At 63.7% G+C, this 18,630-nt stretch carries 17 protein-coding genes and 1 pseudogene; 11 read left to right on the forward strand and 7 right to left on the reverse strand.

All coding sequences use genetic code 11. The features are described 5' to 3' along the window. From AB0H64_RS44205 to AB0H64_RS44215, 3 genes and pseudogenes are all read left to right on the forward strand, one after another. Positions 1 to 200: pseudogene (locus AB0H64_RS44205) on the forward strand (integrase); the annotation flags it as partial. Positions 201 to 279: 79 nt separating this feature from the next. Continuing rightward, positions 280 to 1,095 carry a hypothetical protein gene (locus AB0H64_RS44210; protein WP_357637757.1) on the forward strand — a complete coding sequence of 272 codons (816 nt, stop codon included), beginning with the start codon at positions 280 to 282 and terminating at the stop codon, positions 1,093 to 1,095. Between the two features lie 964 nt (positions 1,096 to 2,059). Then, entirely contained in the window at positions 2,060 to 3,610 is a 1,551-nt protein-coding gene (locus tag AB0H64_RS44215; protein ID WP_357637760.1) for an alpha/beta hydrolase, read from the forward strand. Between the two features lie 864 nt (positions 3,611 to 4,474). Here the strand turns inward: AB0H64_RS44215 and AB0H64_RS44220 are convergent. The 4 genes from AB0H64_RS44220 to AB0H64_RS44235 all read right to left on the reverse strand — a co-directional run bounded on the left by AB0H64_RS44220 (position 4,475) and on the right by AB0H64_RS44235 (position 6,974). Then, on the reverse strand, positions 4,475 to 4,945 hold the full coding sequence (locus AB0H64_RS44220; protein WP_357637763.1) for a deaminase: 471 nt from the start codon (positions 4,943 to 4,945) through the stop codon (positions 4,475 to 4,477). Next, positions 4,942 to 5,631, reverse strand: a complete 690-nt coding sequence (locus AB0H64_RS44225) for a dihydrofolate reductase family protein (RefSeq protein ID WP_357637765.1) — start codon at positions 5,629 to 5,631, stop codon at positions 4,942 to 4,944. Before AB0H64_RS44225 ends, AB0H64_RS44220 begins: the two co-directional genes overlap by 4 nt. Before the next feature lie 214 nt (positions 5,632 to 5,845). Continuing rightward, positions 5,846 to 6,424 (reverse strand): hypothetical protein, encoded by a 579-nt coding sequence (locus tag AB0H64_RS44230; RefSeq protein ID WP_357637766.1) that lies wholly within the window; start codon positions 6,422 to 6,424, stop codon positions 5,846 to 5,848. A 313-nt stretch (positions 6,425 to 6,737) separates the two neighbouring features. Next, positions 6,738 to 6,974, reverse strand: a complete 237-nt coding sequence (locus tag AB0H64_RS44235) for a hypothetical protein (protein ID WP_357637769.1) — start codon at positions 6,972 to 6,974, stop codon at positions 6,738 to 6,740. Positions 6,975 to 8,108: 1,134 nt separating this feature from the next. Here AB0H64_RS44235 and AB0H64_RS44240 point away from each other — a divergent pair. The 3 genes from AB0H64_RS44240 to AB0H64_RS44250 are packed head-to-tail and all read left to right on the forward strand — an operon-like array spanning position 8,109 to position 10,891. Continuing rightward, positions 8,109 to 9,533: an MDR family MFS transporter gene (locus tag AB0H64_RS44240; RefSeq protein ID WP_357637771.1), complete on the forward strand. Its 1,425-nt coding sequence runs from the start codon at positions 8,109 to 8,111 to the stop codon at positions 9,531 to 9,533. 12 nt (positions 9,534 to 9,545) lie between these two features. Continuing rightward, positions 9,546 to 10,394 (forward strand): SDR family oxidoreductase, encoded by an 849-nt coding sequence (locus AB0H64_RS44245; protein ID WP_357637774.1) that lies wholly within the window; start codon positions 9,546 to 9,548, stop codon positions 10,392 to 10,394. Next, positions 10,391 to 10,891 carry a tyrosine-type recombinase/integrase gene (locus AB0H64_RS44250; RefSeq protein WP_357637776.1) on the forward strand — a complete coding sequence of 167 codons (501 nt, stop codon included), beginning with the start codon at positions 10,391 to 10,393 and terminating at the stop codon, positions 10,889 to 10,891. The genes AB0H64_RS44245 and AB0H64_RS44250 overlap by 4 nt, the downstream gene beginning before the upstream one ends. A 286-nt stretch (positions 10,892 to 11,177) precedes the next feature. On the opposite strand, the gene AB0H64_RS44255 is transcribed toward AB0H64_RS44250, so the two are convergent. Continuing rightward, entirely contained in the window at positions 11,178 to 11,672 is a 495-nt protein-coding gene (locus AB0H64_RS44255; RefSeq protein ID WP_357637778.1) for a hypothetical protein, read from the reverse strand. Positions 11,673 to 11,827: 155 nt separating this feature from the next. Then, positions 11,828 to 12,361 (reverse strand): hypothetical protein, encoded by a 534-nt coding sequence (locus AB0H64_RS44260; protein ID WP_357637780.1) that lies wholly within the window; start codon positions 12,359 to 12,361, stop codon positions 11,828 to 11,830. Positions 12,362 to 12,758: 397 nt separating this feature from the next. Here AB0H64_RS44260 and AB0H64_RS44265 point away from each other — a divergent pair, with 397 nt between their 5' ends. Continuing rightward, positions 12,759 to 13,274: a hypothetical protein gene (locus tag AB0H64_RS44265; protein ID WP_357637782.1), complete on the forward strand. Its 516-nt coding sequence runs from the start codon at positions 12,759 to 12,761 to the stop codon at positions 13,272 to 13,274. Positions 13,275 to 14,026: 752 nt separating this feature from the next. Here the strand turns inward: AB0H64_RS44265 and AB0H64_RS44270 are convergent. Continuing rightward, positions 14,027 to 14,914 carry a hypothetical protein gene (locus AB0H64_RS44270; protein ID WP_357637784.1) on the reverse strand — a complete coding sequence of 296 codons (888 nt, stop codon included), beginning with the start codon at positions 14,912 to 14,914 and terminating at the stop codon, positions 14,027 to 14,029. 652 nt (positions 14,915 to 15,566) lie between these two features. Here AB0H64_RS44270 and AB0H64_RS44275 point away from each other — a divergent pair. From AB0H64_RS44275 to AB0H64_RS44290, 4 genes are all read left to right on the forward strand, one after another. After that, positions 15,567 to 16,409, forward strand: coding sequence for a helix-turn-helix transcriptional regulator (locus tag AB0H64_RS44275; RefSeq protein ID WP_357637786.1), 843 nt, complete (start codon positions 15,567 to 15,569; stop codon positions 16,407 to 16,409). 94 nt (positions 16,410 to 16,503) lie between these two features. Then, positions 16,504 to 16,908, forward strand: coding sequence for an ATP-binding protein (locus tag AB0H64_RS44280; protein ID WP_357637788.1), 405 nt, complete (start codon positions 16,504 to 16,506; stop codon positions 16,906 to 16,908). Positions 16,909 to 17,317: 409 nt separating this feature from the next. Beyond that, positions 17,318 to 18,157 (forward strand): sigma-70 family RNA polymerase sigma factor, encoded by an 840-nt coding sequence (locus AB0H64_RS44285; protein WP_357637790.1) that lies wholly within the window; start codon positions 17,318 to 17,320, stop codon positions 18,155 to 18,157. Positions 18,158 to 18,160: 3 nt separating this feature from the next. After that, positions 18,161 to 18,630: protein phosphatase 2C domain-containing protein (locus AB0H64_RS44290; RefSeq protein ID WP_357637792.1), on the forward strand; the 470-nt coding region annotated here is incomplete at its 3' end.

The raw sequence follows: 18,630 nt of genomic DNA on the forward strand, positions 1-18,630 counted from the left end.
TCCTCAGCGACGGCGCATCCCGCCTCGTCGACCGTTTCCACCTGCATACCTGGCGCCACGTCCTCGACCTGCTGGAGCAGTCCGGTCCGGACGAACTCATCCGTCAAGTCCGTGCAGTCGAGAAGTCGGACTCACAGGGTGCGCGCTGGCCACGTGGCAAGACCTTCGACGATGCCACCGCGCTCTACTGCCGTTTCTGACAGCGCTTCAACGGACTGGCCAAGATGCACGGTAGGCATGTGTGATCACGATGAGACCTGCCGCTGCGAAGATCCCAACGTGATGAAGCGACGGATGGTTGCGACGGCTCTCCTGGCGGCCGTATCCACGCTGACCGCAGGTCAGGCTGTGCACGCCGACGCCGAGGTGGATCCGGCCGGCGCCATCCAGCGTCAGCTCGTCCCCGGCCATGGGGTCAAGGTCGTCGAGCACACCCGGATGTTCTCGTTCGGCAGTTGGTCTTCCGTCAAGCCGATCCGCGGCGTCGTGGGGTTCGGCAAGGGAAAGATTGCGGCTACGGACATGAAGAATCCCAACTTGGGTCTTCGCGGTACTCGCAATATCTGCGTGGGCAAGCTCGGCTACGAGTCGTACGTCAAGCGTGACCCTGAAGATCCCCTGCCGCCGGGGAAGACCTGGGTCTCCTACGACTGGCCGCCATGCCGGCTCGCGCTGAAGTCCGGCTTCGTCGACCTCGCCGACCAGGCCACGCTCAGAGCGGTACTGGCCACCACCACAGACAAGCGGCCCGCAGGCGAGTACGACGGGGTGCGCACCACCCTCTACCGGGGCAGCATCACCTTCGCGCAGCTCGACAAGGCCAAACCAGGCCTGCGCATCGGCTTCCGGAGCAAGCCCACCGGAAAATACGGCACCTGGAAGGTGTCCTGGCGGTTGTGGATCGGTGGCGACCAACTCGTCCGCAGAGCATGGAGCTCCTGGCGCGAGCCGAACGACGGCCCCAACAGATTGGCGGGCGAAGACCAGTACGACGGCTTCGAAAAAGATCTCCGCCTGTCGAACTGGGGGATGAAGGCGGACATCGAGCCGCCGCCAGCCGATGAGACGGTGCCAGCGGATGAACTGCACGACTGATCCGACACGCGGGATGTTGAGGCACTGAGCGGCATCTGGGTCCTCGTGCCGCAGCCCAAGGGCTTACCAGCGAAGGAAACTGCCCTCCTTGGTATGTGGGCGCGGACGCGCACTATGGACCCGTAGCGAATCGCCGACGCACTGAGCGCTCGCGTAGCAGCCGAGCAACAGAAGATCGCCAAAGGCTAATGGTGCGTTGATGGCACGAACACCCCGCACCAAGATCGGTTGCCGGCCGTCTCGCAGGTGGAGGGTAGGAGGTTCGAACTCCTGACATCCTGCTTGCAAAGACGCACACCGATCTTGCTTCACCAGGGAAGACGCAGCTCAGCATGCGGGTGGCATTCCCCGTGACTCGCCACCATTCCCCCCGCTTCCCCGCCTCATCGGGCACGCAACGGGCACGCCAACCACACCGTTCGATGGGTCGACCAGCAACACCAACGCCAAGGCAGCACCCGTCACAGGCGACGACACCTTCGCCAGCGAGTCGAGCGCCTGACCCACGCCACCAGCTAACTCATCCTCAGCCTGCGGGAAGAAGACCTCTCCAGCCCGACCCAGCAGACCGGCTGGATCAAAGGCCCCATTGCCGGCTACACCGCCGCAGCTCTGCCCCTGCTCAGCCAGGCCCGCACCATCCTGGCCGCAGCCGTCGCCGCAGACCGCTCCGCGGGCGCCACCTGGCATGAGATCTCCGCCATCCTCGGCGTCAGCGCCGACACCGCGTCCCGCCACTACCGCGTCTGATCTTCTCCACCACCCGCAGTGTTGAGCGCGGAGAGAATGTTCAGTGGATACGCCTGGCCGGGACGACTCCGAGATCTGGCTGCACCACGAAACGATCAACGCTTGTCGGGCTGCACGGACTTGTCTCCGCGCTCGGCGCAGTCCTACCGCTCTTTACGTTGATCTAGCAAAACCACCGCTACTTCTGATCCGTATGACGTACCGAACATCACTGATGGCACTGGCGCTGGCGGGGCTAGTGGCGCATCCTTCCATGGCAGGCGCCACCGCTGATGCCAGCGCGAACGCAACGGCGAACTCCAGCCCGAACTCCGGCGTGTCGTCCGTCCAGTGGACATCCTGTCCGACCTACTCCGACGAGGTGATCCGGAGCCTGCGCGTGACGGAGGAGCAGATTCCGGCCTTCCTTACCCTGATGAAGCGCCTGGAATGCGGCACGGTCAGCGTCCCGCTGAACCATCGCGACCCCGCCGGACGGAAGATCGATATCGCGGTGACCCGGCTGGCCGCCACAGACAAGGCCCACCGGCTCGGCGCCACCGCCGTCCTGCCGGGAGGGCCGGGCGGCAGCGGGTACCTGGACCCGGTCCTGCGGGTCGTCCTCAGGAACGAGCAGATGGCCAAGCTCAACGAACGATACGACATCATCGGCTTCGACCCGCGCGGGGTGGGTTACAGCACCAAGGTCGCCTGCACCTTCTCGCCAAACGGCCCGCAGGAGCCCGGCACGTTGACCAAGGAGGCGGCCAGGAAGATATACGACGGGCAGGTCGCCGCCAACCAGGATTGCGGACGCTCTGACCCCGCCTTCCTCGGACAGCTCACCACCGAGAACGTGGCCAAGGACCTGGACCTGGTACGGGCCGCGTTGGGTGAGCGCACGCTCAACCTGCTCGGTTTCTCCTGGGGCACTTATCTGGGCATGGTGTACCGCAGCCAGTTCCCCCAGCACACCGGACGGGCCTTTCTGGACAGCCCGGCCCCGCCGTGGACCCGTTTCGACCGGCACATCAAGGACAGCGCGGACGCGGCCGAGCGTGACTTCGGGCGCATGGCCGCCTGGCTTGCCGACCGCGACGAAACCTACAGTCTCGGCGCCACCGCACGGAAGGTGCGCGAGGAGGTGGCGAAGCTGGTCCGCGCGTACGACAAGAGCCCCAAGACCTACATCGACCTGCAGCGGCCCATCGACGGCTCGGCCGTCGCCGATCTGGCCAAGCGCAACTCGACCGAGTGGGTGCGCGCGGGCAAGGCGCTGGCCGAACTGCGGACGGCGACGGGCACCACCGCCCCGCCCACCGTCAAGGACCTGCTCGGCGCACCGATGATGGGGACGCCCGTGCCCGGCGCGCCCGAAACGCAGAACATGACCATGAACTTGGCCGTCGCGTGCAACGAGGACAGCAGCCGGCCCGGTTTCGACACCGCCTGGCGTGACTATCAGCAGCTCGTGAAGCGGCATCCGGCGACCGGCCGGTCCTGGGGACTGACTTCCCTGTGTTCCGGCTGGCCGTTGCCGGTGCAGCAGACCACGTTGAAGCGGGGTAGCGGGTCGCTGGTGCTGGCGGGGCACCTGTATGAGTTCATGTCCGTCTACGACTGGACGCTGCAGACGCAGCGCGCCATCGGCGGCACCGTCTACACGGTCGCCGACGACGTGCACGTGTCGACCACCCGGGTGCCCGAGTGCGCCACCGACGTGGTGCGCTACTTCGAGACGGGCCGGATCGGCAAAGGTTGCGAGGGTAGCGCAATCCCGAGCTGACCACCGGTTACCGGCCCGGCGACCCGCCACGGGTCGCCGGGCCGATGCCCTGGCGACAACGTTGGGACCCACGGCCTGCCCGGCTCTCCCCTACGGCACCAACCGGACGACCCGGCCGCAGCCCCAATAGTCTCCGGCCGCCCATGTACTTGATAACGGACTATTTGCGGAACTCAAGTAATAGAGCCACGCTCTGGAGCGGTGGCTTCAACTGGGCTGACCTGCTGTTTAGGTGGTCAGATTGGTCGGTTACTGATCTTGTGTGCCAGTTCTATGCCGGAGCCACGACAGGCATCAGAACCGCAACCAACCGCGGTCAGCCTGCTCCAACCCCATCCACCATGACCGCGTGACGGTATTTCGATGAGTTGGCTACGGGGAGTCACTGGGTTGCTCAGTGGGCCGGGGCTGAGGAACGAAGCCCCGGACCTTCGATCGCCCCCAACCCTGTCCGATGATCAGCCAGCTCCTGGCGATCGTGAGGGCCGCAGCGTCCGCCGCCGCAGATCAGTGCTCATGATGTAGGGATCTTTACTACCAAGGGCTGATTCGCCGCTCTATCCCTCGTATGGGTAGGTCTCTCAAGACCTTGTATATAACAACATGGTTACGAGGGAGCTTCGCAATTCTCGCAAAACGCCTATTTCTCCGTTTGTGTTGATCATGGAAATAGGCATGTTCACAGGTCAGAGACTTGCGGATTTTGTGAAACCCGAGGGTAGCTCGGCTTGTTCTTGTCCGATCGAACACGTCAGCTACCACTAGAGTTCTGATCACACGAAAGCCCGGCTACAGGAATGCCGGGTTGGTGCCCGATTTCTTGCCTGATCACCTATAAGAACAATTCGGCAAGTCGCTCGGTCGCTACGAGCTGGGGCCGGTGAGGTGCATGTTGGCGGCTCGTGCGGCCTCTGCCAGTTCCGGCAACGTGATGACCGTGACTCCTGCGGCAGTCAGGGCCTCGGTGCCGTTGGCGTCGATGACGAAGGTGGGCGGTTCTTTCCAGGCGGTGACTACGCGGGGGATGCCGGCGTCAAGGATGAGCTGTGTGCAGGTTCGCGGCCGTGACCGGCGTTGGGTGCAGGGCTCCAGGGAGCTGTAGAGGGTGGCTGTCTTGAGGCGGGGATCGTCGGCATTGAGCTTGGACAGGGCCGATTCCTCCGCGTGGACGTGTGCGTCGGTCTCGCGTGAGTAGCCGCGGCTGATCTCGTTGCCGTGCTCGTCGACGATGACCGCGCCGACCGAGAAGGCTGTCTGCGATGGCGGGCACTGGTGGGAGAGGTCGATCGCGGTGAGCAGCCATCGGCGGTCTTGTTCGGTGCTGGCGCTGGTCATGAGGTCTTACTACCCGAGGACTCTTTCGGCAGATAGCGAAGAAGTACGACGTCGTCCACGGTGCGGACTTCGGCAAGTGCCATGCGGTGGCCGGCGCCTCCGGGGAAGTCGCCGGGGTTGACGAAGCGGGGTGCGTTGCCGTCGCCGACGAAGATGGGGGCGATGGCGAGGTGGATCTCGTCGGCCAGACCTTGCGTGAGGAACTGGGTGTGGATGGTGCCACCACCTTCCACCATGAGGCGGCGGATGCCGCGCTCGCCGAGATCGTCAAGCATGCGGCCGAGGTCCACGGCGGGGCCAAGACCCACCACGCCGGCGAGGTCGCCCAGGGCTTCGCGGAGCTTTGTAGCGGCGGAGTCGGGACAGTAGACGAGCTTCTCGCCGCCGTGGTGCCAGAACTTCAGGTCGGGGTCGAGGTCTCCGCTGTTGGTGATGGTGACCTTGAGCGGGTATGGGGGAAGGCCCTGTGCTGCACGCTCGGCTCGACGGGCTTCGGAGTTGACCAGGAGGCGGGGGCTGTCGCGGCGCATTGTCGTTGCGCCGATGAGGACGGCGTCGCTCTCGGCCCGGACCTGGTCCACGCGGTCGAAGTCCTGGACGTTGGACAGCAGGAGCCGTTCGGGTGTCGTGTCGTCGATGTAGCCGTCCACGGACATGGCGCAGCTCAGCAGGACGTAGGGGCGCATGGGACCTTCCGGAGGAGGAGAACCGATCAAGTCATGATCATGCTCGCTTCACCACGGTACTCCTCAAGGCCGTGTGGAATTCGGCAACCAGAGGCGTGCTGCGCACATCAGTACACGCCGGTCCAAGGTCGTAAGTCCCGGCGACTCCCGAGGTGGCTCCGGGAGCGGCGAAGTCCATTTGAAGCGTTACGGGGTGGCCGAGGTCAGGCGAAGGTCACCCAGAAATCGGTAGATATACCTTTGGGCTATTCAGCACATCCTCGTTCAGGCGAACGCCGCTTTCCAGTTCGATCATCGCAAGACACGTGCCCTCAATGCACACCTCAGGGTCGTCCGACCAGGTGTCGTAGACAGCAGCGAATATCTCTGCATAGGGGGCCAGCGGGCCGAGCCGGTCTGTCCAAGGAGTGAATGGGATCCAGCCAGGTTCAGGGAAATCGAGTTGCCCGTCGCTGTCTCCGTAGCGGGCGTACATGGTGGTGTTGCCTTCAATGTCTCCGGCCAGATACCAGTGCCGGAATCCTTCACCACCGAGTCGATCCGTCACCTCCTTGCCATCTGGATAAGGGTTGTTCGACCACGTGACTACGCCAGTGTCGACTTGTTGAAGGGCGAGGTCATCCGGCCGCACCTCTCCCGGAGCGCGCACGACGGCGGCGTCGCACCCGAGCCGGCGCACCGCGTCCTCGACCGTCAAAGCGCCGTAGTCAGGGACTGTCACCGTGTAAGCCACGCTTTCCCGCGTCATTAAGTGGACTAACTCGCCGTAACACTTAGCGATCTCACCGAACATGAGACAACCAGCTTTCTCAGACGGATCAACGCTGACAATCTATGGCTAAGGTCCACAGTTTGGCCGCGCGGAACAGGCGATTCGGGAAATATGGTGAGCACGGAGTCAGCTACCGACGGCTTTACAGCTCGTAGCCGTCCCGGCTGGGAGATGGCCTCTGACCTGTGTCATGACCTGGTGTCGGAGCAACAAGACCAGTGATCATTGCACGTATGTTGCACGGCTCCGAAGTCTCTGACCCCCGACAGTGGCCCACACTGATCGCGGAGCTGCGAGACCTGGCCCGCCGTTCCCGCAGCGAAGATCAGTTGCTCTATTGACTGTCATCCGCTGCCCATTGCTCGCCGAGTTCGATGAGCCGTTCGTCGGGGACATCGACGAGAGTATCGCGGACATCCGCTGGCAGCTCTTCGATGCCTGGCCTCACTAAGTACGGCGAATCCTCAGGAAGCGCATCCCACTCCTCATCGGTCTTGGGCGCATCTCCGGGAGGCGGATGAAGGTCAACCGTTTGTACGAGATCATCGGTATAGGGCACGTTCCTGATCAACGCGATCAGTTGTCCCAGCGAGTCCCATGGAGTGAGCCACTTGGTCTCTACGGCGTTCGAAGTCCGGGATGCCAGGAAGGGGCTTCTCGACCGGTAATCCCGGCTTCTCCGGCGGCCTGCCTGTGCGCCGCCCGGTAGTGGTCGTAGAAGACCCCCATCGGACCCTCCGGTGTTGATCGCCCGGCTTCTCTGCTCGCGACACATTGGGGGGTCGTACGTGCATGCGAAAGACCTGGCACACGCCAGCAACTGTCCTGCCTGAGCATCCCGTCGCCGTCGTCCCACCCGTCGGGGAAGCGGGCCAAGAAGGGGCCATGCCGCGTAGGCGCCCTTCGGCGGTTCCCACGCGACGATTCATGTGCATGACTGACAGACCCTCGATTCACCAGGTTCCCGGTCTCGGACCGCGCCCTATGGCTGCGGTGATCGCGCTGGAACACACCCGGCGGGGGCCAGGCTATGTGGCTGCAGTGCCGCTGGCCTGGGCGCGGGAAGTGATTCCCGGCACCTCCACTCGGCTCCTTCCCACCTGCACATGCCCCGGCTGCTGGAAGACGATCCGCGCGGGGAACTGGAACTGGTGCTCATCGCATTGCCTCGCTGGGCACGACCGTATCTCTACAACCTGGTGCTTCCCATCGACAGAAGCTTTCTCGCCCGAACATCGCAGGATCCGCTTGCATCACCTGATCGGACGGCCGATTTCGCCGCAATCGGTTGGTCCCCGTCCCGCAGGTCGAGTCGATCGCCGAACTCAACGAGCTCATCGACCGCTGGGGTGGTCGGGCGCGCGACGGGTGACGGATGCGTGTGGCGGTCGTCCGTGCCCGGGTTGCGCGGGTGTCGCGTCCACTGTTACCGTCACTCCCGTTCAGCCGGTTGATCACTTACTGGCTGGCGGTTGAGTACCTGCGATCCCTCGGGAGCCTCGAGAACAAACGACCAAATGAAGGACCTTGACTGGTAAGCCCCTTCGTCGGGCTGGTCGGGGTTGAGAAGGCCGAGTAGGCCGGTTCGCGTCAGGCATATGCCTGGCCATATCCATTCTCCGTCACCCCCCGTGGTGACGTTCTTCAACGGTTCGTTTGCGAGCTCTCCACCAGAGAGCCGCTCTCCGATCGCAAGGACCCTCTCATGTCTTTCCGCCCTTCCACGCCCGCTGTCGAGGCCCCACCGGCCAAGCCGAGCAGCGCCACCACCGTCATTGCCACCCTGATGGCCGCCGTCTTCCTGTCTCTGCTCGACACCCAGATCGTCGCCACCGCTCTGCCCCGCGTGATCGGTGATCTCGGCGGACTCAACGCCTTCGCCTGGGTCACCACCGGCTACCTCATCGCCGGCAGCGCCGCCGCCCCGGTGTACGGCAAGCTTGGCGACCTGCTCGGCCGCAAGCGCATCTTCCTCATCGCCATCCTGGTCTTCCTGGCCGGATCGGCTGCCTGCAGCCTGGCCCAGACCATGCCCCAGCTCATCGCCTTCCGCCTCATCCAAGGTGTCGGCAGCGGCGGCCTGTTCATCTCAGTGCTGGCCATCATCGGCGAGATGTTCAGCCCCCGCGAGGGCGCCCGCTACTACGGCTGGTTCTCCCTCACCTTCGGCGCCGCCTCCCTGGCCGGCCCCACCCTCGGCGGTCTGCTCACCGACCTGGCCGGCTGGCGCTGGATCTTCTTGATCAACCTGCCCATCGGTGCCCTCGTCATCTTCATCGTCGCCATCCGGCTGCACCTGCCGCCCCACACCAAGAAGAAGGCGCGCATCGACTACCTCGGCGTGCTCCTACTCATCACCGCGGTCGTCGCGCTGAACCTGCTCACCACCTGGGCCGGCACCACCCACGCCTGGACCTCCCCGATCATCATCGGTCTGGCCGCCACCGCCGCTCTGTCATCGGCGCTGTTCGTGCTGTCCCAGCGCCGCGCCGCTGACCCGGTCATCCCGCCGCGCCTGTTTCGCGACCGCACCTTCACCATCGTCATCGCGGTCGGCTTCATCGCCGGATTCCTCGGCCTCGGCATCGTCAACTACCTGGTGCTGTGGCTGCAGAACGTCCTGACGGTCAGCATCCAGTCCTCGGGCTATCTGCTCACCGCCATGATGCTCGGCGTCGTGGCCACCTCCTACACCTCCACCAAGCTGATCGCCCGTACCGGCTCCTATCGCTGGCACCCCGTAGCCAGCATGGCCGTCTTCGCCGTGGCCGCCGCCCTCTTCACCACCGCCGGTCCGACCACCAGCCCAGCCCTGGCTGCCGTATACCTCACGTTGTTCGGCATCGCCGGCGGCCTCAACACCCAGGCCCTCAGCCTGGCCGCCCGCAACACCACCAGCCGCACCGACATCGGCGTCACCCAAGGCACCGCCACCCTGGCCCGCCAGAGCGGCACAGCCCTCGGCGTGTCGTTCTTCGCCGCCCTCATGACCAGCAGGCTCCCCTACGGCGCGGCCAGCCCCACCGCCTATGCCGACGCACTGCAGCCCGTCTTCATCGCCGTCATCCCGATCGCCCTGATCGGCCTGGTCCTCTCCCTGTTCCTCCCCAACACCAGACTTTCCGCCTGAAAGGCCCAGCCCATGATTCTCATCACCGGTGCCACCGGCAACGTCGGTTCCGAACTCGTCACCCTGCTCGCCGCCCGCGACATCCCCGTCCGGGCCATGACCCGCAACCCCGCCAAAGCCACCTTCCCCGCCGGCGTCGAGGTCGTCACCGGCGACTTCGACCAGCCCGACACCCTCGCCGCCGCCCTCGAAGGCGTCGAGAAGGTCTTCGTCCTGCCCCCCGGGTACGGCCCCGAAGGCCCCGTCCAGGAACGCGCCCTGGTCGCCGCCGCCATCAGGGCCGGTGTCACCCACCTGGTCAAGCTGTCCACCAGCGGCGTCACCTTCGACGCCACCGACCCGATCAGCACCGGCCACCGCTTGGGCGAACAAGTCATCAAGGACTCCGGCCTGACCTGGACGATCCTGCGTCCCGGAACGTTCATGGTCTACCTGTACGGCTACGCCGCCACCATCGCCGCCGAGCAGACGATGTACGTCACCGCAGGCGACCCGGTCTCCGCCATGATCCACCCCCGCGACATCGCCGCCGTCGCCGCCCACGTACTCACCACCCCCCACCACAACAGCCAGACCTACACCCTCACCGGCGGCCAAGCCCTCTCTCCCCAGGACCAGGCCGGCATCATCGGCCACGTCCTGGGCCAGCCCATCAAGCTCATCGAACGCACCCAAGCCGAGGCCCAAGCCGAATACGACCGCCTCGGCTGGTCCGGTCCCCGGCTGGAAGCCCTCCTCGACCTCAAGCGCCAGTCAGCCGCCTGGGACCACCACATCTTCGACACCGTCGAAAGGCTCACCGGCCAGACGCCGCTGACCCTGCACGCCTGGGTCACCGAGAACATCCACATCTTCCAATGACCGACATCCCGCCACATCTGAACGAACCCCAACCCGCTCCCCGTGCACCAGTCACCGGACCCCCGCGTAGACCCAGCGGTCGGAGACGCTGCGCTGGCCTGCCCCGCCATCCCCACCCTGATCCTCGACGAGCTCAAGGCACACATGGGGACTTCGCCCAGGACGGCGACGACGGCCTGATCTTCGTCGGCCCCGACGACGGCCCTCTCCGCAACACCAACTTCAACCGCCGCGTCTGGGCGAAGGCGCTCCAGGATGCCGACCTACCGAAGATCCACTTCCACGACCTCCGCCACACCGGCAACACCCTCGCCGCCAGCGCCGGCGCCTCGATCCGCGAGCTGATGGCCCGCATGGGCCACTCCAGCACTCGCGCCGCCCTCATCTACCAGCACTCCACCGACGAACGCCAGCGCGAGGTGGCCCGCAAGCTCGACGCCCTGGCACGCGGAGCGCTTGACATGGACCCATCGGGCACGGAACGGGCACGGCCCTGAAAGAGCCCCTACAAAGATCGAAAGCCCAGGCCATTGACCTGGGCTTTCGTGTGTGTGGAGCCTAGGAGATTCGAACTCCTGACATCCTGCTTGCAAAACGGCCGGATCATCGAGGACAACGGCCTCGACCTGCGCGGAGGATAGTCCGCGAGTGACCGTGACTGCCCGCTGCTGACCGCCCTTAATGGCACGCTAATGGCACGACGCCCAGCCATGCCCACCGTGTGCCGTGCACCGCCGGCCGCTCCCCTGGCCGGTTCAGAGCATGATCTATGGCGCGGGCGGGTTAGCGATGACTGCCGTACAAAGACACTCGCTCGTCCTTGTGATGGTCGAGCTCCTCAGCGAGGAACAAGCTGCGTCGCCACGGCTTATGGGCGATGTTGATGACCCATTGCTCGTAGTACCATTCCGTGCTGTATCCGCTGAAGCGGAAATTGGCCTGGTAACGGGCACACTCTCCTGGTTCAAGCAAGAACACACGGCCGGGGAAACGGTTGGTCGGGTACGCGGCCCACACCGGCGTCCGTACCACTGCAACAGCTGCTTCCGACAAGTGAAACCGCAGCCCATTGAGCTGTGCTGGAAGAGGATGGCTTCCGATGACAGCAGTTGGCGCGTATTCGGTCCGTTCCTCAGCAAGGAGATCGTGAACGACAAGGGGCTCGTCGGGCATCGGCGGCAGCTCGAACGCCAAGGGAATCTCCCGTCGGCGCTTGGCCTCATCCGCGCCACGCGCGTGCTTGGTCCACCGGATCACGATCCGCTGCACGATCACCACGCTGTCTCCCATTTGTTGAGCAAGTACGGATGCTAGCCGAACCGCATTAGCAGCTCGGATCCTGACCGTTCCGATCGGTTCAGCCTGGGCCAACAGACGCGGACGGTCGACATGGAACACCATGGAACCCCCTGGGATTGCAACTAGAACTGCAACTAAGGAACGTCCATCACGGGTGGCAGGACCTCGGTGATGCGCGCGTGTCCGGCGGGTGGTCGCATCTCGTACATGATGATCACATCACCAGATTTGAGGTGCCGCCAGTGCTCAGGAGTCAGGGGGATGAGCCTCACCGGCGCGCACTCGCCGGGTTCCAGTGGATCATGACCCTCGACCCAGAGAGAGGCAATGCTGACCGATAGCTCTCCTTCGGGGGTGCATTGGCCGATGTCCCACATAGGCCGAAGCGACCGGCCAGGAAGTACGGGCAGTGCACGGCCACCTTCCTCGGTGCGCGCCAAGCAGAGCTCAGCCCGCAAGGCACCGTTCCGGGCCTCACTGCTCCGCCACTCGTACCAGTCGGCATCCTCACGACGCCAGACCAGCCGTGCGGCGTGGGCCAGAAGCCGCCAGAACTCGGGCCGTTGTGGGCGAGCATCGCCGAGCTCTTCGAGAAGGATGAAGGCTGTCTCCCAGTCCTCCTCTCCCAGACACTCCATGACCTGAGCAGCGCGGACGGTGTCATCCACAGAACGGGCACCTGCCAGATAGAGCCGAGTAGCCTCGTGAAGCGGGGAGTTCTGGGAAGCCACGGCGTCAGCCTAGGAGATCCGTGCCCTGACACTCTGCTTGCAAAGACGCACGCCGATCTTTGTCCACCAGCGAAGACACAGCTCAGCATGCATGTCGCATTCCCCGTGACTCCCCTCCCTGCCCCCTGCTTCCCCGCTCTATCGGGCACGCAACGGGCACGCCAGCCACAGTGCCCGGCGGGCCGGGGCTGAGGAACGAAGCCCTGGACCTTCGATCGCCCCAGCCACCCACGGCGCCGATCACGCTGTGATCGGCTACCCTGCGGCAGAATGAAAAGGGTTCACTGATGGTGTGCAAGCGGAGCCAGGCGGACGTCGGGGTAAGTGAGTGTATATGAGGATGCTGGAATTGGAAATCTCGCGCCATTCATGGCAGAACATGGAATGTGGCTGCAATAAGACTGCGGCGCACATTCCAGTGGATTTCATGTCTGCCCTACGCGGCCCCCTCCCGGATCGAATCGGTGAAGGGTGGGCGGATAACCACGCCTATATTCAGTCGAACCTGATGGAGCCTGCTGTGGCTACGGCAGCAATGATCGCTGCGAGTCTCGCGGCCCGCGAAGTGCCCCTGAAGTGGAGACCGCACCTTCTCTGCGTCCTCTTCAATCTCTTTTATGGAGAACAGGAAGAAATTGCCAAATCCTGTCAGTTGGTGGTGTCTGGATGCACTGAAATACTGTTCGAGGAGATCGCTTCTGGCAGATCGAGAATGGCCGCCGCTTATGCATTTGAATTGCTGATGGCATACGACGAACTGAAGGTCAGGCTGGGCTTCTACCAGGCTGAGGTCCAGGCTAACCTTCCGGAGGACCTACATCCGGGACGGCTGGACCTTAGTGCCGTGTAATGCCCTGTAGTGCCGAGGTTTGCGCGACCTGCACAATCGAAATCTGCTGGCGAAATCGGCATCCCTGCTTCCCTGTGCTAGACACAGCCACCGACCTCAAGGATTACACCACCGGATGAGGCGCGAGCATCGCCGTCCGGCGATCAACCGCGTTGCCCGGTGAGCCAGGGTGAGGAACGAACCCTGGGTCGTCGATCGCCCCAAGCATGTATGGCGGCCAGCCATGCACTGGCGATCGTGAGGGCTGTACCTGTGCGGCGGCGCGGCAACCCGGCCGGTGCGTTCGGTTGGTACGGCGGGGACGGCGTGCCGTGCCCGGCCCGGTGTCCCGCCGCCGTTCGGGACCGGCCCCCAGGCCGCACGCCCGGACGGCGGGCGGGCGGAGGGCCGGAGGTACGGCGGCGCGCCGCGCCGCCGCTTGATCTATATGAGCGCAATTCGGCAAAGGTATTACCCGGAGACGCTTGTGGCCGGAGCAACCAGAGAGAAACCCGAATGCTGTGTAGGCAGAGGCTTGGACACCTCAGCGATCGTCCGCTTTCAGGCGGACCAACTGCCCTGGTGCCGTGATGTCGACACTTGATCGCAAGGGAGGGCTAGCCACGGTGGGTCAGCCTCTTTGGCTCATCCCAACGGCCCCGGTGTACAGCGCGCGACGGATTTGCTGTGAAGCCCCGACCGTTGTACCAAGGCGTATGAATCCTGATCGACGATCAGCCTAATCGCTGACTCGCAAGCCATTTACCCGAACGTCAAAGGTCGACTTCGGGTGGAATCCGAAGTTTCGGAGCTTCGTCACCAAAGATTTTGATCTCAGTCCCAGACATCTCAGCTTGGGCTGCCAGCAGGGCAGGAAAAGTTCGCATAGACTGGGCAGGAAGACGCCAATCGCTTATGTCCTGGGCGCTTATCCCTGAAAGAACTGGACGTCGCGGCTCCGGGGGGATGTCCTGCGAGATAAAATGACTACGGACCAACTCGCGCTCTTTGGCCGAATAGAAGCGCGTAAGCCCCATCCATCCGTCTAAATGAACCTGTAGGAGACGAAAACCTGCGCCACGCATAGCCCGCATGGCAGAAGTAGGATTTCCAGCCTGCCAGGTTTTCAGCATTTCATTGTAGTGAGGCGAGAAATAGGAGATAAGGCTATGCTCTATGAGGTCGACGACGGTTTTACTGATGCCCTTGCTTGGTGAAAAAACTTCAAGCCAGGAGTCCAGATCAAATCCCGCCTCTACATCATCGATATGATCGTCAGACATCGCGGAGCCATGAAATAGCCGAATTGGAGTTACAAATATATCCCAAGATCGAGAAACATGGTCTTCATATATTCGCTGAAGTTTCTTGTGCTCCTTGGTCCGCTCATATGCGTTGCCTCGGCCCCTAGGCCCGAATGCCTGACCAACGTAAAGAACTTCGTGCTTGGCCAGAGTTGCTTCGGCGCAACTCAAATAGCTTGCAAGCGCCCACGAGTCACCATGAAGAATATGGTTGCCAACCTTAAAGCAGAAATAGGCACCATCTGCATGGATGCTTACATCATGAAGCCCCAGGCCCGAAGCCGATCTAATTCTAAACTTTCTTTCGAATGACTTGCCGGCAATACTGTTGCTCGTTTGCAAAAGTAGATTGATCACAGTTCCGCGAGGCGCGCACTCCGCATCCAAGATTCGCACTGCCGGGCGTCTGGATATTATGTACCAGTGACAGTCGCCTAAGGCCCGACCTAAGGCTTCTACGTCAAAGCGTCTTTGGTACGTATGAAATGCTTCAATATCATATACTAGAGTGCCAGCCATGGCTCGATGGTATGTTGTGTAGCCAGTGCTGACCAGCATCCACCGGGCAACTCTTAGGTGACATGCCCAGAGAGCTATTTTCACTTGAATGGCCATATCTGGACGTGAGGAGTGTCCTGATGTGGTTCGCACACACTGCGCCTAGACGAATGCCTGTCTGACCATCTCATTCGCTGTCGACCCGCCGCGTAGCGCCGGCCTGCTGGGCTTGCCCGGGTCGATAGCTGGCGAAGTGATCAGGCTTCCACCTCAGCCGCTCCAGCGCCCCAGCTCGCGCGAACCGATCACTTCGGGGCTGGGGATTCCCGCTGGAGGCATGATTGTGTCTGTGCTGATCATTGCGCTCGCCGTACTTCGGCGCTATCTGTGATCCAGGCTTGTGTGCGTCGCTGGGCCTACATTCGCTGGGCGGCAGCATGAAGCTGCAGGGATATTTCTCATCTGTTGATGTTGCGTCGCATCGACCTGCATGGATGGTAGAACCCTCGGTGTGGATGAGCGGCGGGATCGGTTGCGAACGCTGGGTGCACTGCTGCGAAAGCTGCGCAGGGATGCCGGTTTGACTGGTAATGATCTTGCAGTGCGGGCGCAGGTAGCGCAGCCTACGATCTCTCGCATCGAAACTGGGCAGTTGCTTCCCACGCCTGACACGGTGGAGCGGTTAGTCGCTGCGCTCGGCTTGAACGGTGCTGGGCGTGCAGAGCTGGACGCTCTTCTCGTACGGCTTCGCGAGGAGGTCTCCCGGCTGAAGCAGGGACTGGCTGGCCGTGAGGCGGCGAATGCTGCACGGTTGAGGTCGGGGCATCGGATCGTGTGCTTCCAGTCAGCCATGATTCCGTCCCTTCTGCAGACAGCCGAATATGCGCGGTTGGCGCTCGCCGTCGGGCGAGAAGCTGAGGCCGGCGATGTGGCGAAGGCGGCGGCTGTGCGGGTGGAGGCGCAGGCAGTGCTCTTCGACGGCGCTCGCGAGTTCTCGTTCCTCCTGACCGAGGGTGCCGTACGGACGTGGCCGGGGCCTCCGTCGTTGATGCTGGCGCAGCTCGATCGGCTGGGCCAAGTGGCCACGCTCTCCCACGTGAAGCTGGGTGTGGTGCCGTGGGCCGTGAAGGTGCCGGCGTTTCCGCTGCATGGGTTCACGATCTACGACGACACCGTGAGCGTGGTCGAGAGCTTGACGGGTGATCTCACGTTGACTGGTCCCGACGAGCTGGCGGCTCACGTCGAGACCTTTGACGCTTTCGCTGGTGTGGCCGTATATGGGGACGAGCTGCGCAAACTGCTGGAATGCATCGCCGACGACTATTGTCAACTGGTCGAGCGTCTGGAGAAGTGACGCATTTATGCGTCGAATAGCTTGAGCTAGTTCTAGGCTCACTCATACGCTGGCGCCATCCGATGTATAGCCCCCTAGACGACGGAGCTCTCCTATGTCGGCCTGGCGCTTCTCCCGCTACTTCCTCGGCTCCGCTCCTTCCATCACAGAGGCACGACGCTTCGTGACCGCACTCCTGCGGGGCAGGCCTGCGGTCGATGAGGCAGAGCTCATCGTCAGCGAGTTGGCGACCAACGCGATACGCCACTCGGCGAGTGGCCGCTTCGGAGGGCGCTTCCTTGTGAGCGTCCAAGCTCATACGGATCGTCTCTGGGTCGGCGTCCTCGACGAGGGCGGACCTTCCTCACCCAGGCTCTTCCGGCCGTATCCGGAGGGCGAAGGTGGGCGCGGCCTGCTGCTCGTCGCCAACCTGGCGATCGATTGGGGCGTGTGGGGAGACGAACACGGCCGGACCGTGTGGGCCGTGCTGCACACAGGGTCGCAGACGGCGTCATGCTGATGACCTCCTGTCTGTCGCCCCATCCGCCTTCGCCGCAGCCGGCATGTGTGGCGCTCGACTGGCACGTCGCTCGTGCGGACGGTCGATGTCGAGTGATCGCCTGGACTTGCGACTGCCGGAGCGTCTACTACGAACTGTGCGAGTCTGGCGGTCTCGCCTTCATTCGACGCGTCAGCCCGCGGGGCATTGCGGAGACTCATCGAGTACGGGTGCGTGAAGCTCACGCCACGTGGTCTGCGCTACTTTCGGGCATGGTGCGGTGAGCCCGAGAGGCGTCCCCAATCGGCGTTCGGCTATCCGTGCGGTCAGTTCAAAAACCGGCGAACCGGTTGAAAGCGTACTGTCAAGGGGGATAGACGGCATACCGTCTAGGGGCCTAGACTCGCCCTTAGTGATCAGAGGGGGATCGATGGCGCCGAGTGACGTTGAGCGCATTGCCGCGATAGAAGACCCGTTCCAACTGCTACGGGTCGCTACCGAGCGTCTCAGCGCTGCTCAGCAGGAGGTCACCGAGCTTTCTCGGCTGCGACGGCGAGTGATTCAAGAGCTGCATGCCCAAGGGCTGTCGTACGCCCAGATCGCCAAGGAAGCCGGCCTCACTCGGGGCCGTATTCACCAGATCCGGCACACCGGTCCAGCCCCCGAAGGGGCGTTCCTGGGCACGGGCACGATCACCCTAGTCACACCACTCAAGCGGGAGGACACCAAGGGACGACCCGTGGTCGCGATGGAGGACGTCACCGCGGCCAAGCGGCTGGAGGACCTTGCCCGCGGCTTCGACCTGCCGGTGGAGTTGGAGCACGTACCCCTCGGCGGCGAGATCGACATCAACCGGCCCAACCTCATCGTCGTCTGTGGCCCCAGGCTCTCGACTGTCATGGGCGCGCTGTACGAGTCCGATCCGGTCCTGGAGTGGGTCAAGGACGGTGCTTGGACGCTGCGCGACCGCCGTACCGGCACCGTGTACCGATCCGGCTCGGACAGTGAGCCCGCCCGCACCGTGGATTACGCCTACCTCGGACGGCTCGGGAGACCGGACGGCAAGGGCAACTTGATGGTGTTCACCGGCATCCACCCGCAAGGCACGCTCGGCGTGGTGCAGCTCCTCCAGACGGAGATCGCCACTCTCTGGGGGCAGGTGGGTGACAAGCGCTTCTCGACCGTGGTGGGCGTCGAATATGACCCGGCCAGCGGGGAACCGGTCAAGGCGGAGCTAGCCAGTCCCCTGTACCGGCATGAGGAGGAGTGAGACGTGCGGGTCACCTTCGCCACCGAGCCAGCACCCGGCCGGATGAACGAGGACTTCGTCGCCGCTACCCCCGATGCGGCCGTCCTCCTCGACGGCGCCGGCACTCCCGCCGGGTCCGACTCCGGCTGCTCGCACGGCGTGGCCTGGTTCTCCCGCACCCTCGGCTCGACCCTTCTGACCTCCATGACCCAGGGCGCAGGAACCTTGGCCGAAGTGCTCACCCAGGGAATCAAGACGGTGACCTCACTCCATGACGGCACCTGCGACCTGAACCACCCCGGCTCTCCCTCGGCCACCGTCATCATGCTCCGGCACACGAGCGACGTGCTGGAATGGCTCGTCCTGGCCGACTCTGTCCTCGTCCTGGACGTCGTCGACGCGGCAGAACCCGTGGTCATCTGCGACGACCGCGAGGCCCAGGTCGGCGCCCTCCACCGGGCCGAGATGGACGCCCTCGCCTCCGGAACAGAAGA

Source organism: Nonomuraea sp. NPDC050733, assembly GCF_040654215.1.
Classification (GTDB): Bacteria; Actinomycetota; Actinomycetes; order Streptosporangiales; family Streptosporangiaceae; genus Nonomuraea.

Coding starts and splice junctions, on each gene's coding strand:
- AB0H64_RS44215 (WP_357637760.1), top strand. CDS start 2,060: ATGGCACTGGCGCTGGCGGGGCTAGTGGCGCATCCTTCCATGGCAGGC.
- AB0H64_RS44220 (WP_357637763.1), bottom strand. CDS start 4,945: ATGACCAGCGCCAGCACCGAACAAGACCGCCGATGGCTGCTCACCGCG.
- AB0H64_RS44225 (WP_357637765.1), bottom strand. CDS start 5,631: ATGCGCCCCTACGTCCTGCTGAGCTGCGCCATGTCCGTGGACGGCTAC.
- AB0H64_RS44230 (WP_357637766.1), bottom strand. CDS start 6,424: ATGTTCGGTGAGATCGCTAAGTGTTACGGCGAGTTAGTCCACTTAATG.
- AB0H64_RS44240 (WP_357637771.1), top strand. CDS start 8,109: ATGTCTTTCCGCCCTTCCACGCCCGCTGTCGAGGCCCCACCGGCCAAG.
- AB0H64_RS44245 (WP_357637774.1), top strand. CDS start 9,546: ATGATTCTCATCACCGGTGCCACCGGCAACGTCGGTTCCGAACTCGTC.
- AB0H64_RS44250 (WP_357637776.1), top strand. CDS start 10,391: ATGACCGACATCCCGCCACATCTGAACGAACCCCAACCCGCTCCCCGT.
- AB0H64_RS44265 (WP_357637782.1), top strand. CDS start 12,759: ATGAGGATGCTGGAATTGGAAATCTCGCGCCATTCATGGCAGAACATG.
- AB0H64_RS44280 (WP_357637788.1), top strand. CDS start 16,504: ATGTCGGCCTGGCGCTTCTCCCGCTACTTCCTCGGCTCCGCTCCTTCC.
- AB0H64_RS44285 (WP_357637790.1), top strand. CDS start 17,318: ATGGCGCCGAGTGACGTTGAGCGCATTGCCGCGATAGAAGACCCGTTC.